The sequence below is a fragment of the Arthrobacter oryzae genome (genome assembly GCF_037911235.1).
GTDB classification, from domain to species: domain Bacteria; phylum Actinomycetota; class Actinomycetes; order Actinomycetales; family Micrococcaceae; genus Arthrobacter; species Arthrobacter oryzae_E.
In genome coordinates this window covers 86049-100108 of sequence record NZ_JBBLYW010000021.1, presented here as the reverse complement: position 1 = coordinate 100108, position 14060 = coordinate 86049, and the positions used below count along the sequence as shown (strand labels likewise).

Annotated in this window: 13 protein-coding genes; 6 read left to right on the top strand and 7 right to left on the bottom strand. The window is 61.6% G+C overall.

All coding sequences use genetic code 11. The features are described from left to right. The first annotated feature begins 540 nt into the window (after positions 1-540). Positions 541-1668, top strand: a complete 1128-nt coding sequence (locus WMN78_RS06780; RefSeq protein WP_340532802.1) for a DNA cytosine methyltransferase — start codon at positions 541-543, stop codon at positions 1666-1668. 308 nt (positions 1669-1976) lie between these two features. Continuing rightward, a complete protein-coding gene (locus tag WMN78_RS21115) occupies positions 1977-2207 on the top strand; it encodes a transposase family protein (protein ID WP_425341125.1) in 231 nt (76 codons plus the stop codon). A gap of 397 nt (positions 2208-2604) precedes the next feature. Here the strand turns inward: WMN78_RS21115 and WMN78_RS06775 are convergent, their stop codons facing one another. The 4 genes from WMN78_RS06775 to WMN78_RS06760 all read right to left on the bottom strand — a co-directional run bounded on the left by WMN78_RS06775 (position 2605) and on the right by WMN78_RS06760 (position 6605). Next, the gene (locus tag WMN78_RS06775) at positions 2605-3054 is read right to left on the bottom strand and encodes a hypothetical protein (RefSeq protein WP_340532801.1); all 450 of its coding nucleotides are present in this window, start codon (positions 3052-3054) and stop codon (positions 2605-2607) included. Between the two features lie 541 nt (positions 3055-3595). Beyond that, positions 3596-4066, bottom strand: a complete 471-nt coding sequence (locus WMN78_RS06770) for an APC family permease (RefSeq protein ID WP_425341127.1) — start codon at positions 4064-4066, stop codon at positions 3596-3598. 63 nt (positions 4067-4129) lie between these two features. Further along, positions 4130-6022: a DUF262 domain-containing HNH endonuclease family protein gene (locus WMN78_RS06765; RefSeq protein ID WP_340532797.1), complete on the bottom strand. Its 1893-nt coding sequence runs from the start codon at positions 6020-6022 to the stop codon at positions 4130-4132. A gap of 166 nt (positions 6023-6188) precedes the next feature. Continuing rightward, positions 6189-6605 carry a hypothetical protein gene (locus WMN78_RS06760; protein WP_340532795.1) on the bottom strand — a complete coding sequence of 139 codons (417 nt, stop codon included), beginning with the start codon at positions 6603-6605 and terminating at the stop codon, positions 6189-6191. A 480-nt stretch (positions 6606-7085) separates the two neighbouring features. Between WMN78_RS06760 and WMN78_RS06755 the strand changes: the two genes are divergently transcribed. Continuing rightward, complete coding sequence (locus WMN78_RS06755) at positions 7086-8234, top strand: ATP/GTP-binding protein (RefSeq protein ID WP_340532793.1); 1149 nt, start codon at positions 7086-7088, stop codon at positions 8232-8234. After that, positions 8231-8569: a hypothetical protein gene (locus tag WMN78_RS06750; protein WP_340532792.1), complete on the top strand. Its 339-nt coding sequence runs from the start codon at positions 8231-8233 to the stop codon at positions 8567-8569. Before WMN78_RS06755 ends, WMN78_RS06750 begins: the two co-directional genes overlap by 4 nt. A 148-nt stretch (positions 8570-8717) precedes the next feature. Here WMN78_RS06750 and WMN78_RS06745 read toward each other — a convergent pair whose 3' ends face one another. Both WMN78_RS06745 and hisC read right to left on the bottom strand, forming a co-directional pair. Further along, on the bottom strand, positions 8718-10130 hold the full coding sequence (locus WMN78_RS06745) for an amino acid permease (RefSeq protein WP_340532791.1): 1413 nt from the start codon (positions 10128-10130) through the stop codon (positions 8718-8720). A gap of 41 nt (positions 10131-10171) precedes the next feature. Next, the gene (hisC, locus tag WMN78_RS06740; protein ID WP_340532790.1) at positions 10172-11281 is read right to left on the bottom strand and encodes a histidinol-phosphate transaminase; all 1110 of its coding nucleotides are present in this window, start codon (positions 11279-11281) and stop codon (positions 10172-10174) included. Between the two features lie 93 nt (positions 11282-11374). Here hisC and WMN78_RS06735 point away from each other — a divergent pair, with 93 nt between their 5' ends. Then, the gene (locus tag WMN78_RS06735; RefSeq protein WP_340532789.1) at positions 11375-11878 is read left to right on the top strand and encodes an Lrp/AsnC family transcriptional regulator; all 504 of its coding nucleotides are present in this window, start codon (positions 11375-11377) and stop codon (positions 11876-11878) included. A gap of 120 nt (positions 11879-11998) precedes the next feature. Beyond that, positions 11999-13657: a thiamine pyrophosphate-binding protein gene (locus WMN78_RS06730; protein ID WP_340532788.1), complete on the top strand. Its 1659-nt coding sequence runs from the start codon at positions 11999-12001 to the stop codon at positions 13655-13657. A gap of 102 nt (positions 13658-13759) precedes the next feature. Here the strand turns inward: WMN78_RS06730 and WMN78_RS06725 are convergent, their stop codons facing one another. Next, positions 13760-14047 carry a hypothetical protein gene (locus WMN78_RS06725; RefSeq protein ID WP_340532786.1) on the bottom strand — a complete coding sequence of 96 codons (288 nt, stop codon included), beginning with the start codon at positions 14045-14047 and terminating at the stop codon, positions 13760-13762. Between the last annotated feature and the right edge of the window lie 13 nt (positions 14048-14060).

Here is a 14060-nt window from a genome sequence, read left to right as displayed (position 1 = left end):
AACGAATTCCCCCTTGCTCTGTCGTCCATGACAGATTCGATACTTGTGGGTATTTCTATCAGCAAGGCACGACAGTAATGGGGAGGACTCGAGAATTCGCGCGGATGTCGCAGCCTGCGGCGTTAGGAGCGCGCCTTCATGGTTTGTCGGCATGGTTCTGGGATCGCTGCCTAGGACTGAGTGGGCGCGCATGTCGATATGAGTCGCTCTCTCTGCTCACACATATCGTCCTCCGGACTTGAGATTGTCCGACGCTGCACGGCGATCGCTCTCTGCCACACCAATTAGGCAACTAGCATCTACATACTCGAGACGAGCTGGTGCCCAGCGCCCGCGGAGGCGCTTTCACCGGGCAGGTCTTGCCTCTATTTACTCCACGTGCGGGGTAGGCGTCCTGGCGTCAGTCCCTCCGGTTTACGCTGTCTGGCCAACGTCCACGAAGTGCGAGAGGCCATTCATTGAGGGCATTACGGCGAAGATGTCGCGCCGCGCTCCGCGCGCTGAACGAATATGACTGATCGGCCGGCTAGAATCGTAGCCATGACTAATCCCCTTCGCCTGATCGATCTCTTTGCTGGCGCTGGCGGAATGACCGAGGGATTCGAGTCCACTGGCCGCTTTAAGACGCTGGTCGCGGTCGAGCATGACAAGTACGCGGCGGCCACGTACTCCTTAAACCACTCCGCGGATCGCGTGTACGCGGGTGGCATCGAGGACTGGCTGGCCGAAAGTAGCGTGCCCGAAGCGGACGTAATCATTGGCGGACCTCCGTGCCAAGGATTCTCTGCGCTCGGCAAGCAGGACGTCCTCGACGAGCGCAACTTTCTCTGGAAGAAGTACGCAGAAACAATAATCGCAGCCAAGCCTAAATACTTCATTCTTGAAAACGTCCGCCAATTCCTAGCATCTCCGCAGTTCAAAGAGCTGGAACAGTGGACGCACCCAGGTGGACCTTTGGATACATACGCCCTCCAGCCATATCTTCTAAATGCCGCCGACTTCGGTTCATTCCAAGCCCGCGTCCGAACCATCGTGATCGGAAGGTTGCGAGAGCTCCCGCCGGTTCCGGAACCGGTGGGCCCTTTCCGGGACAACCACAGGACGGTAGAGCAGGCATTCGAAGGAATCGACCCTCGTACGGACGCCATCGATTTCCCACAGTCCGCTTTCGAGTTTGAGGGATCGCCGATGGCCGGTCCTTATAAAACGACGCAGCTCCACACCACACGAAACTACACGCAGCTCTCCCTGGAACGATTCGAATCAATCCCCCCTGGGGGGAATAGATTCGACATCCCATTTGACCTGCTAGCCCCATGCTGGAAGAAACACAAAACCGGCTCGGGCGATGTCATGGGACGGCTCCGCTGGGAGAAACCGTCTGTCACTATCCGGACAGAGTTCTTCAAGCCAGAAAAGGGGAGATACCTCCACCCGGAAGAAGACAGAGCGATCACCCACCGGGAAGCAGCCAGGCTGCAAGGGTTCCCGGATGACTACCTTTGGGCTGGCAACAAGACGGCCATAGCCAGGCAGATCGGAAACGCAGTGCCCGTTGAACTAGCCAAGTACCTGGCTGACCTCATTGCAGATCACAACGCGCAGACCTCAGCGCTCCCAGCATCGCTGCCGGCGGCACTCTCGCAGACCAATCCAGGATGTATTTGAAGCACAACGGTTTGAGGTTTTCAGGCGAGGGTCGCCAGTCGGAATTAGTCTGTCGCAGGAGCGGGCTACCTCAGCGCCTGCAGGCCCTCACGAATAGCGAAGAGCGCGCCCGGCGATAGCCGGACGCGCTCTTCGTGTTTACGGAACGCATGAAGTGGTTCCGATCGGCTCTTTACGGTTCGTGGTGAAACAATTCTGTATCTTGAAAGCTGAAGGACTCGTCAGCCCTGCTGTGATGGATGTTCTCTGCGCATTCATCAAGAGTCAGGAGCTACGAGCCTTGATCGAGCCTACTTCCCCGCGCCCCGATGCTGCCACCGCGACTTTTCAACCTGCCCGACTATCGCGTCACCGATTCTGAAATCCTCGCCTTCGGGCAGGGGCAGTCAGTATCGCAGCCCACCGCCTCGGCCGGCTGCCCATCGTGCGGCGTGATCAGCACCCGTGTGCATTCCCGCCGGCCCCAACGACTGCGTGACATCCCCGTCGCCGGTCCGATCGAAGTGGTCTGGGCCAAGCGGAGATTCTTCTGCAACTAGTACCTGTGCCTCCGCCAGACATTCACCGAGGAAACCCTCCAAGTCCCTCGCCAGGCACGATCCCACCCGCTAGCTCCGTGACGCCCTTGTCGCCGCAGGCTAGAACTCTGTGATTGTTAAGCACTCACCCTGATATTGCTCCTCTAACGCGGTTCCATTGTCGCCCCTTCCAATTAGTAAGTCTTGATCAATGAAGAATGCGGCCTAGCAGCCTCCATAAGGGCTCCTATGCGGCACTCCTCTTGTGAAGATTTCTAAGCCCTCAAATCGCGCCGGAGCGATATAGACCTGCTGCTGCCCATTGGGGCCGCTGGAGGAGCATAACGCTGCGCAGGTCCAGACGAGGGCAGGGTTACAACGCTTCTTCAACAGCGGCAGTGGGAACGTACTCTAATAACTACTTCTTAAGCTTCTGGTCAGCCTTTAAGATTCTCTTCTCGCGGCTATGAAGATCAACGCGCATGGCGTAGGATAGCTCAGTCATCTTTGCCGCATACTGCTTTTCCATGCTGTCAGTGGGAACACCATCGCGGATAGCTCGGGAAAAGGTCTTAGCACTCTCAAGAGCGTTTATGGCCCTCTCGCAGATGTCCTCAGGCGCAAAGAGCTGGAGACGATGAAATGCAGCCCGCTGCCTTGCGATTGCTTCTGGGGAAATCACCGATCCATCCGAAATGGAGCCGTAGTTAGCGATGCCGGTGTCCTCGGGAAAACTCGCATACGCTTTTTGTCGCTCATTGCGCCGCCATTGACGATGCTCGTTTCTGCTGCCCCAGAGAGCACCGAGGTAGCCCGCCGTGACTGCAACACTGCCTGAGATCAATGCCGTCCAGATTGCGATGTCCATGGGCCGACAATAAGGGCAATGTGCTTCCGCTACTGAGCAGACTCGCTGAGATAATCTCAGTACCCTCACCGTTCACCAAAAGGCAGCTTGTAGAGATCGATCCTCATCGCAAAGGTCATCCGGCTGACTGCCAGAGACTATCCGGCACTAAGGGTTCCAATGCCGCAGGCTTGTCTTCTCAGCTATACCGGCACGCGCGCGTGTAATCTCATCGGCTCTACTGCACAGAAGCCGAAGATAGCGCCATGAGACACACGGCTGCCACAGGGAACGGAGAACGCAAGAGTTCCCGGCGTAGCTATCGAGACCTGGGCACTTCCTTTCGGAGCGATTGCACAGCGGAGGTGAAATAATCGTTTCGTATCATCTCCGCCTCGCCTCTACAAGACATTGCAAGCGCCGCCGCGTCAAAGGCGTCGCGACCCGAAGCCGGGCTGGTCCAGCTGATCAGAGGAGACTCTGTCCGCGGCCGAAAAGTACCTTACGAGTGCCTCGCCTTGCGAAACCAATGGCAAAATGATCCCAAGAGTTGCCTCTGGTTCTATGACTTCCGGACGATCTGCAGGGCGATCGAGCTGGCCGCGGAGGCCGAGTCCTCGAACACTCCCCCGGGGTGGACCAGCTGGGTCACGTAGGACACGGTCACGAAGATGCCGCCGCCGATCAGGGCGATGAGCATGATGGCGCGGGGCATGTTCTTGCGCGGTTCGACGGTCTCCTCGGTGAGGGTGGTGACGGCGTCGAACCCGAGGAACGAGTAGGCGGCGATTGCGGCACCGGCGGAGATGGTGGCGAAGCTGGACGTGTCGTTGAAGAACGGCTGCCCGCTGGCCAGTCCCCCGGCGCCCTGCGTGGACACCACGTTGCCGATGGAGAGAACCACAAAGTACACGATGACCAGCAGCTGGAACGCCGTCAGCACGTAGTTGGCTTTGTCCGCCACCTTGATGCCCAGGATGTTCAGGAGCGTGGTGATGAGGATGAAGCCTACAATCCACACTCCAATGGGGATTCCGGGGAACTGCGCTACCTGCCCCGTCGAGTGGCGGTCAGTCAGGCCACTAACCTCCGAACACTAGGCCCTGACCCTTTCAAAGGCGGCATCCTGGATCTCTCTCGACGGACCGCACCAGACGGCAGTGATTGCTTCCCCAATAGACCTGGATCGTTCTTTGATGTGGGCTTCTGTCCAGCCGTCAGTGTGGCCGTGGACTAATCTTCTGTTGAGCACTAAAAGGCTGAAAGCTTCGAGCAGTGTTCGTTTACCTTTGCCGGGCTCACCGCCCTCAGTGAGTCCCGTAGCTTCTTCGTCTGACCAGGGGCGATTGGACAGAGAACCGTTGAGCGACTTTGTCACAAGCGTGAGATTGCCAATAGTGTTCACGAATCGGTCACGACGAGCCGCCTCTTCAGGCGTAAGTTTTGGCGACGAATCCCAGTGGGCTCGCCAGCCTTGCGGCATGACGTGCTCGATCTCCAATCCTTTAGGAAGGCCAACTGCCTCATGCATACTGCTCTGGTCGCGAAGTTGTTGTTCCACAGCACCTAGGACTACACGCAAGCGCAACTGACGGATGTTACCGTACAGCTTTAACTCGGGAAGTGCCGTCAGCATCTCCTGATCGGACGGCCAGTAGCGGGTCTCGGCCGTCTGTTCGGAAAGGAATTCTCTGATTGCAGTGCCAGCTTCATGAGACTCAACGCCCACAAGCGACTTGAGAATGGCGACCATAAAGCGGTTGACATCCTTGGCGGTCTTCCTGAGGAGCGTTCGTCGGATAACCCAGCTCTCGATGGCATCAAGGGCAATCCGGAGCTGATCGCGAGGAACCGAGTGGTTCTCGGAGAGGAGCCAGAGCAAGACGGGAGTGGTGGCTGCAAGCTCCATCGCGCCTATGACACGAGAGCGAAATCGTCCTTCGGGTGTCCCAACGTCGAGTTGGCCGAGACTCCGGTAAGTGTCGGCGTCCTGTCGCAGCTCCCTTAGCAAGGCCTCCGCACCGTCGAGGGTAGCCAGTTCCGGCTCTGCGTAATCCGCGAAAACTCGGAACACTAACTCCGCTTTAACTTCTTCCTGCAAACGCATCGTCAGCCAATATTGTAGGAAGATGTCCACACGAGACCGGATATGGCGGCCTTGGGAGAGCTCCTCCCGCCACCATTCGGCATCGAAGTCCGACCAGTGCGTCCTGGACCACTTGTCCACGTCCGCACCAACTTGCTGGCCCTTTCGGAATACCCAGTTCTTGATGAGGTCCGCCTTCAGCAGTGGCGTGCCCCTGTCGTTCAGAGTTTCAAAGATCAACTGCGAGTCTTCATGCCCCGACAAGTCGATGGCGACGACGACCAGTCGATGTTCAAGTGTTGAGCAGAGTTCGTCGGCGCGGAGCACTTCGGTACCGGGCGGGACGACCCCATCGTCATCTGGTACTCCCGATAGCCACCGCTCTACCTCGCCGCGAAAAAAATCGTGGGCCTCAACAACACGGTGCTCCCCCACCCTCGGCTCTTCTGGATCCATGGCATGGGCGAATGCGGAACGATCCGCCTGGGATGGCCAGAGCTTGAATCGCTCGACGCGGCCCTTAAAGGTTGACGCCTTGTTCAGTATCAGTTCTTCAAGCTTCTCCGCTTCCTCCTCGTGTCCACGCTCGGAAACGACTTGATGCACGGCATCAAGTAACAGCTGTAGCGTCGTCATACGCTGTTGGCCGTCGATGACGTGGTGTCGCGTCACGTCGCCGGAGGATGCTTTTTTCGACTCATAAACCACCGCGCCTAGAAAGTGGTTTGGAATGGGAGGCTTGCCACCATCAGAAAGGTGGCTTTCAGCAACGCGGACTACATCGTTCCACAGCGGTGCCCACTGGTTCTCCTCGTCCCAAACATAAGGGCGTTGGAACGCGGGAATCTCATAATGTCGCCGGCCCTCGAAAAGATCACGCGGGCTCCTGGGATGAGATTCCATTATTTGCACCTTCCGAATTCAAGATTTTTTGTATTGCGCACCATGAGCAAATTTATATAGCTAGAACGTGGGCAGCATCTGCGTGCGTTCATTGAGCAAACTGCGAATGCTTCAACACCATCATCTACTTCGACGTTATCGCTGCGGGAACAGCGCCGTGTGGTGCCTAAACGCGGCGAACGTAATGCAAGTGCACCTCTTTAGTCAGGCGCACTAGGGCCTGGAGTTTCTCATCCTCCGTTGGTTTCCTGGGCATCTTTCCGAGTTCAGCAGCAAGCTTGTAGAAACCTGCGCCCTCATCGTTTGAGCCCCTGTGGGTGACGAGCGCCGAGGGTATAACACCGTGATCCGCGTTAGTCTTGACAGAGATTTCACCCAGCATCCGTCCAATTGCTGCCCGATCCGACTCCAGCCCATAATCGAAGGGCCTCAATCCCGTTTGCTCCGAGATTGCGCGGTTCAGAGAGCTGTAGTCCGTCATGCCAGCCTTCTCTGCCACAGTGATAAGAAAGCTCTCCGCTGTATCCCGCATCTCCTCCCATTCATCTTTAGCGCGTCCGTAAAGACTGTCTACGCTGTTCACCTTGTCCCCCCATATTCATCACATTCGTGATCGTAACCTGCCCGGCGCTACGATGCTTTTCCTGACGCACCGGGAGACACCTCCCACGTCAACATCTCCAGCCGCTGCTGCCGGCCAGCAACCTTGCACCCAAACGCAGATTCCTCAAGGGCTCCCCCTCTCAAGCGGCCGGAACCGGCAGCCTCGCTACTGGTTGATTCGTGCGTGCCCACAGCGTTAGCGCAATTGGCACAAACCTAGAACGTACTAAGAGCCCGCGTCACGGCGGCAGCACAGCCTTTCCTGTCCGCTCAACAGGTGTGTCAGGTTTGCTGCAGGAAGCGCTGACCAGCAGCTGGGACGCCATCAGCACGTAGTTGGCCTGTTCGCCGCCTTGATGCCCAGGATGTTCGGCAGCGTGGTCATGACTTGAAGAGGCGCCGCCCGGGGTCTCATCGCCCGTTGCAGGATGCTGACCCTGGCTCCCAGTAAGCTCCTCGTATGGAACTGAACAGAGCCCTTGAGCAGCACATTGCAGTGTTTGGCGAGAGCGGAAGCGGCAAAACAGTCATGCTCTCCTCGTTTTACGGGGCCACTCAGGAGCCCCAGTACCTGCAGAAAAGTCTGTTTCATGTCCTACCGGGCGATATTGGTCAAGGCAACAGACTTCACAGAAATTACTTGGGCATGAGAAATTCAGCCCGGTTGCCACCGTCCGACCGTTTCGCTGCTACGTCATATTCATTCTCACTCAAATTCAAGGATGGCTCTGATGGTAATGGGCTAAATGCCAGACCGTTCGACGCCCTGCGTTTGGTCTGGCATGACTACCCGGGAGAGTGGTTCGAGGAGGATGTTAGCGGGCCCGAGGAGGCACAGCGGCGAATCGACACGTTCAAAGCCTTGTTACGTTCGGATGTGGCCCTGCTGCTGGTGGACGGTCAGCGGTTACTCGACAATGCCGGAGAGGAGGAACGTTACTTGAAGTCCTTATTCGGCAACTTCCGAAATGGGCTGCTGACGCTGAAAGATGACCTGCTCGAAGATGGAAAACCTCTTGTCGACTTTCCACGGATCTGGATAATCGCGCTGTCAAAGTCAGATCTTTTGCCGAACCTTAACGTGTTCAAGTTTCGGGATCTTCTAATCGAGAAGGCTTCCGATGACATAGACGAGCTTCGCAAGGTGATAGCTGGGTTTGTGGAGGCCAGCAACGCGCTGTCCGTCGGTGAGGACTTTGTGCTGTTCTCCTCAGCGAAGTTCGACACCGACAAGATTGAAGTGGCCGAGCGCGTTGGCCTGGACCTTGTCCTCCCTTTGGCCGCCGTACTCCCGTTCGAGCGTCATGCCCGGTGGGCCGAAGCGATGCATCTCCCGGGGAAACTGGTAGAGAATCTACTTCGCGGCGCAGGCTCTCTTGCTGCCAGCCTCCTCGGCAGGGCCCGCATGTCCGGCCCACTAGGGCTGCTGCTTAACTTTGTCGGCCCAGACGTAGTGCAAGAAGCGGCCAATATGGCTGAAGACAAACTCAAAGACATCAATGCGCAGGCAATGGCCAAACGCGACTTTATAACGGCCACATTGACCGGCTTCAGGATGGACTTAGTTAAAGGCGAAGAGGCGGAGACCCTCCTCAGGAGCCGTAGATGAAGCTCATCTGGGCCACCCGTGGCCGGATGTGGGGTTTCCGATTTCTTCATGATGGGGGATTTCCGGATCCGCTCGTGGAATACGACAAAGCTTTCTCGGGCGTTGAGGGCGAGCCGGAAGTTTGTCGCCAAGTCGGCGAGATAGTGGCATTGCGTTTCCCAGATCCTTCTGGCAGGCACGACAGGGCCGGTCGAATCATCCAACATGATTTTGTTGTCTTCCCGCCCACGGCCATTGGTGTCGGCTCGGTCGGCGACGGGATCCGCGATGTTTGGCCCCTTGTGGCCGACAAATACGAAGAAGTGTGGAATCTGCCCAAGGCTCCCCCGGCCTGACAGCGAATGGCGCAACTACAAATTTCGCCGGCCAACACCTAAGTACATGCACGGGTGGCCAGCCGACATGAATAGCGAAGGGCGCGTCCGGCCATGCCGGACGCGCCCCTCGTCTGCCCTGAACCCTCGAAGTGGTTCAAACGCCGATCTAGTCGATGAGCACCGGCTGCTTCGCCTCATCCGAAGTCTCGACAACCAGCGCAACCTTCCCGCTCCGGTGGTGCAGCCAGTTTGCCACCGCCAACAGCGCCACAAGCGCGAAGGTGCTGAGGAGCTGGGGACGGGAGTCCTCGCCGATGAAGCCCACCGTGAAGATCGCCGCGAGGATGACCAGACCAAACACCGTGAGCCACGGGAAGCCGGGCATCCGCAGGGGAAGCTCGGTCCCCTCGCGGTCGGCGCGGAGGCGCAGCGCGAGCTGGGCCAGGAGTGCGGACGTCCACACCAGCAGGCAGGTGGAACCCACAATGTTGAGCAGGACGCCAAGCACCATCTCGGGGAAAGCCAGCTCCAGCACAACCGTGACAACGCCGAAGGCGACGCTGGCCAGGACCGCGACTACCGGGACCCGGGCCTTGGACACCGAAGCGAGCAGGCGGGGTGCCTCACCCCGCTCGGCGAGGGAGTACGCCATCCGCGAGGCGCCGTAGAGGTTGGCGTTGAGGGCGGAGAGCAGCGCTGCGACGGCCACCAGGGTGATGGCAGTGGCAGCACCGGGCATGCCGGCCGCATCCAAGACCGCCGCGAACGGGCTCTTCAGCCCCGCCGAACCTACGGGAACAACAGCCGCGATCACGAAGATGGCACCGATGTAGAACACCAGGATGCGCCACAGCACAGTCCGGACTGCCTTCTTCACGCTACGGGCCGGCTCCGCGGTCTCAGCTGCCGCCACGGAGACGATCTCGGTGCCGCCGAACGCAAACGCCACCACGAACAGTGCCGTGGCAATCCCGGCGAAACCACTCGGGGCAAAGCCGTCGCCCATGAAGTTGGACAGACCCGGCGACTGCACGCCCGGCAGCCAGCCGAAGAGCAGGGCAGCGCCCACAGCCAGGAACGCCACGATTGCCGCCACCTTCAGCAGCGCGAACCAGAACTCGAACTCGCCGAAGTTCTTCACGCTGGTGAGGTTCACGGCGGTGAGCACCACGATGAACACGAAAGCCATCAGCCACACCGGCAGGACCGGGAAGATGGTGGCCAGCAGGCCCGCCGCACCCAGCGCCTCGGCCGCGATCACGACGACCAGCTGAATCCACCACAGCCAGCCCACCGTGGCACCGGCCACCGGCCCGTAGGCCTTAGCGGTATAGACGGAGAAGGCCCCGCTGTCCGGATTGGCGGCGGCCATCTCGCCGAGCGCCCACATCACCAGGATGATGAGCGTGCCGGCCACAAGGTAGGAGATCAGCACGGCGGGGCCGGCAGCCTGGATGCCCGCGCCGGAGCCGATGAACAGGCCGGCGCCGATGGCGCTTCCCAGGCCCATCATGGTGAGCTGGCGGGGTTTAAGGGCCGCGCCGAGGGCGCGGGCAGACGTCTTTGTCTGTTGTTCCATGGGAATTCCTCTGGTTGTAGGCGGAACGGGTTGGTAAAAGGTCAGTCGATTGTCGAGGCTGCGTGCGCTTCCAAAAGCCGGAGCACGCGGTCGTTGGAGGCGGGATCGGCAACGGTGATCCGCACGCCGTCGCCCTGGTACGCGCGGACCATGACGCCGGCGGCGTCAAACGCGTCCACCAGCCTTGCCAGGAGGCGGTCATCCGCACGGATCCACAGGAAATTGCCCTGGCTCGGCTGCAGTTTCCAGCCCTGGGCTTCCAGCTGCGCGGCCATCCGGGCGCGCTCCTGCCTGACGGCGGCCACCCGCGCTTCCATCTCCTCCCCCGCGTCCAGCGACGCGATGGCCGCCTTCTGGGCCAGCGCGCTCACCGAGAAGGGAAGGGCGGTCCGGCGCAGTCCCTCGGCGATGTCCGGCGCCGCCACGGCGTATCCCACGCGCAGGCCGGCGAGCCCGTAGGCCTTGGAGAAGGTGCGCAGGACGCAGACGTTCGGGTACTCGCGGTAGAGCGCCAGGGAATCGGGGCCGCTGCCCGCTTCGGCGTATTCCACGTACGCCTCGTCGATCACCACGAGGATGTCCGAGCGGACGGATTGCAGGAAGGCCTCGATGCGGTCGTGGCTGATCGGCACGCCGGTCGGGTTGTTGGGGGTGCACAGCAGGATGACCTTCGCGCGGGCAGTGACGGCCGCGGCCATGGCCTCAAGGTCGTGGCCCTCAGCGTCGTCCAGCGGAACGCGGACCGGCCGGGCGCCTGCCAGCTCAACCAGGATGGGGTAGGCCTCGAAGGAGCGCCACGCGAAGATCACTTCATCGCCGGCGTCGCACAGTCCGGTGATGATCTGCTGGAGGACGCCCACGCTGCCGGGTCCCACCGCGACCTCCCCGGCGGTGACGCCCAGGTGACCGGCGAGCCGTTCACGGAGTTCGACGGCGGCACTGTCGGGGTAGCGGTTCATCGTACCGGCCGCTGCGGCCACCGCAGCGGCGGCAGCGGGCAGAGGCTCGTAGTGGCTTTCGTTGCTGGCGAGGGCTGCGATGTCCGCGCCGGCGCTGCGCCGTCCCGGGACATAGGGCGGAAGTCCGGCCACCGCGCCACGAAGGGTGGGGAGCGCGGTGTCCGGCCTTGTCAGGAGTTGATCAGGGGTCATGAGGACCGATCATGGTTGTGACCCCGCCCACAATGCAAGATACCCTCAACCCATTGGGACTTCTGCTCAACTTCAACAGTCTGTGGTGAAAATATGACCATCCCGAACCCCCGCGCCCTGGATTCCCTCGATGGCAGGATCATCCTGGCCCTCGACAAGGATCCCGAAGCCAGCGCCCTGGCACTCTCCCGGACGCTCGGCGTCGCGCGCAACACGGTCCATGCCCGGCTGGCCCGGCTCGAGCACAGCGGCGCCCTCCGCTCCTTCAGCCGCAGGCTGGACCCCGCCGCGCTGGGCTATGACCTCATGGCCTTCCTCTCGCTGTCCATCAGCCAGACGCGGACAGGTGCGGTGGAAGACGGACTCGCCGCTATTCCGGAGGTTATCGAGGTGCACGCCACCACCGGGGACGCGGACCTCATGGCCAAGGTGGTGGCCCGCAGCACGGCCGATCTCTACCGCATCACCAACGAGATCCTGGAAATCGAAGGGATCCAACGGACCAGCACGGCCATTTCCGTCCTGGAACTCATGCCGCCCCGATACGACGGCCTCCTGAGCCGGCTCTCCGAACAGGAATCCCGCCCTTCGCACTAAGCTGGGGTGATGCGCGCCACAAGTGAGCATATTTTCACTTCTGCCTGCCAGCGGCTGCCAAATATCCCAATCAAATCCGCCCCTCTTGCCAACCTGTGAACCAGCCCACATGATTCCTGCATGACTTCACTTACCGTCTCCGGCCGCGTGGCGCAGGTTCTCAGCAGCTACCTCAGCGACGTCTTCGGCGTCATGGGCAACGGAAATGTCTACTTCCTGGACGCCGCGGAAAAGCTGGGCCTCCGCTTCTCCGCCGTCCGCCATGAAGGCGCCGCCATCGCCGCGGCCGACGCCTACTACCGGACGTCAGGACGCCTCGCAGCGGGCACCACCACCTACGGCCCCGGCTACACCAATGCACTCACCGCCCTCGCCGAAGCGGTCCAGGCGCAGATCCCCGTGGTGCTGGTCACCGGCGACGCTCCGAGCAGCGGCGCCCGGCCCCAGGACGTGGACCAGGCAGCCATCGCCGCGGGCCTCGGAGCGGCCACCTTCACCGTCACCCGCGACGCCGCGGGCTCCATCACGCAGCAGGCGGTGGAGTACGCACTCACCAAGCGCACCGCCGTCGTGATTGCCATCCCCTACGACCTTGCTGCCCTCGAGGCCGGGGACGAAGAGCTTCCGGCGCCGCTGGCAGCGGCGGTGATTGACGACGTCGACGGCGGCCTTGGTCAGGTGGCCCGCCTGCTCGCCGAGGCGAAGCGGCCGCTGATCCTGGCCGGGCGCGGTGCGCACCTCGCCGGTGCTGGCCCGGAGCTCCGCGAGCTTGCCGACCGGCTGGGCGCGCTGACCGCCGGAACCGCCCTGGCGCTCAACCTCCTCCAGGGCGAGGGATACGTCGGCGTCGCGGGCGGGTTCGGCACGGACACCGCGGCCGGGCTTATGGGTGAGGCCGATGTGGTCCTCGTGGCCGGGGCAAGCCTGAGCCCCTTCACCCTGCGCTTCGGGCACCTGCTCGGCCCGGACAGCACCGTCATCCAGATCGACACCGCCCTGCAGCCGACGCACCCCCGGGTGGACACATTCGTCAGCGCGGACGTGAAGTCTGCTGCGGGACGCATCCTCCGGATGCTGGACGGCGAGGCTTCAGCAGAAGCGTGGCGGGCGGAAGCCCGCAAGCGTCTGGCGGAGGGACCGGGCCACGAGGCAGGCTCCGCGGAGACGCCCGACGGCCGGCTGGACCCGCGCGCCCTTGCCACAGCACTGGATGCTGTGCTGCCGGAGCGCCGCACGGTGGTCCAGGACGGCGGGCACTTCCTCGGCTGGGCTCCCATGTACTGGAACATCCCGCGGCCGCAGGACCTGGTCATGGTGGGCACGGCCTTCCAGACCATCGGGCTGGGCCTTGCCAGCGCCGTCGGGGCAGCCCGCGCAGTGGAGGACGGGCGCACCCTGGTGCTGGCCTCCGGCGACGGCGGTTTCCTGATGGGCCTGTCCGACCTCGAATCGCTGATCGGTGCGGCGAGCAGCGCTGTCGTCGTGATCTACAACGATGCCGCCTACGGAGCCGAAATCCACCAGTACGGCTCCCAGGGCCTGACCGAGAAGCCCATGCTGATCCCTGAGGTGGACTTCAGCGGCGTCGCCCGTGCGCTCGGTGCCGAGTCGGCGATCATCCGCTCGCTGGCGGACCTTTCCGCGCTCCAGGAGTGGATCGACGCCGGCGCCAGGGGAACCTTTGTGGCCGACTGCCGCATCACGTCGAGCGTCCGGGCACCGTGGATGAGCGAGTGGATGGCGGCCAAGCAGGAGGCGAAGGCAGCGGTGGCGGGGTAGCTGCCCGGCTGGCACGAAAAAGGAGGCCGACGACGACACCCAGTGTCGCCGTCGGCCCCCTTTATGCCCGCGCGGTGCTGTTTTCCCGCAGGGCGCTGGACGCTAGGCCGCCGTTGGAAACGTGACGTAGCTGCCCTCGACGGCACTGGCGGCAACAACGGGAGTGCCGCCTACTGTGACATAGCTGCCACGGGTGACGGGAGGCAGGTTTCGCGCGCCATCGACGGTGACGTAACTGCCCTCAACGCCGACGGGGACGCTGCCGGCCGGGAGAGTCACGTAGCTGCCGCCGCGCACTGCGTTGTCAGCGACAGGCGTCCCAGTAGCCGCCTTGACGGTGGTTTCGGTGGTGGATGAGGAGGTTGCGGGGCGTTCGGTCAGCAAAGTCATGGGTTCTCCGTGG

Coding starts and splice junctions, on each gene's coding strand:
- WMN78_RS06750 (WP_340532792.1), top strand. CDS start 8,231: ATGAAGCTCATCTGGGCCACCCGTGGCCGGATGTGGGGTTTCCGATTT.
- WMN78_RS06730 (WP_340532788.1), top strand. CDS start 11,999: ATGACTTCACTTACCGTCTCCGGCCGCGTGGCGCAGGTTCTCAGCAGC.
- WMN78_RS06745 (WP_340532791.1), bottom strand. CDS start 10,130: ATGGAACAACAGACAAAGACGTCTGCCCGCGCCCTCGGCGCGGCCCTT.
- WMN78_RS06735 (WP_340532789.1), top strand. CDS start 11,375: ATGACCATCCCGAACCCCCGCGCCCTGGATTCCCTCGATGGCAGGATC.
- WMN78_RS06775 (WP_340532801.1), bottom strand. CDS start 3,054: ATGGACATCGCAATCTGGACGGCATTGATCTCAGGCAGTGTTGCAGTC.
- WMN78_RS06780 (WP_340532802.1), top strand. CDS start 541: ATGACTAATCCCCTTCGCCTGATCGATCTCTTTGCTGGCGCTGGCGGA.
- WMN78_RS06725 (WP_340532786.1), bottom strand. CDS start 14,047: ATGACTTTGCTGACCGAACGCCCCGCAACCTCCTCATCCACCACCGAA.
- hisC (WP_340532790.1), bottom strand. CDS start 11,281: ATGACCCCTGATCAACTCCTGACAAGGCCGGACACCGCGCTCCCCACC.
- WMN78_RS06765 (WP_340532797.1), bottom strand. CDS start 6,022: ATGGAATCTCATCCCAGGAGCCCGCGTGATCTTTTCGAGGGCCGGCGA.
- WMN78_RS21115 (WP_425341125.1), top strand. CDS start 1,977: ATGCTGCCACCGCGACTTTTCAACCTGCCCGACTATCGCGTCACCGAT.
- WMN78_RS06755 (WP_340532793.1), top strand. CDS start 7,086: ATGGAACTGAACAGAGCCCTTGAGCAGCACATTGCAGTGTTTGGCGAG.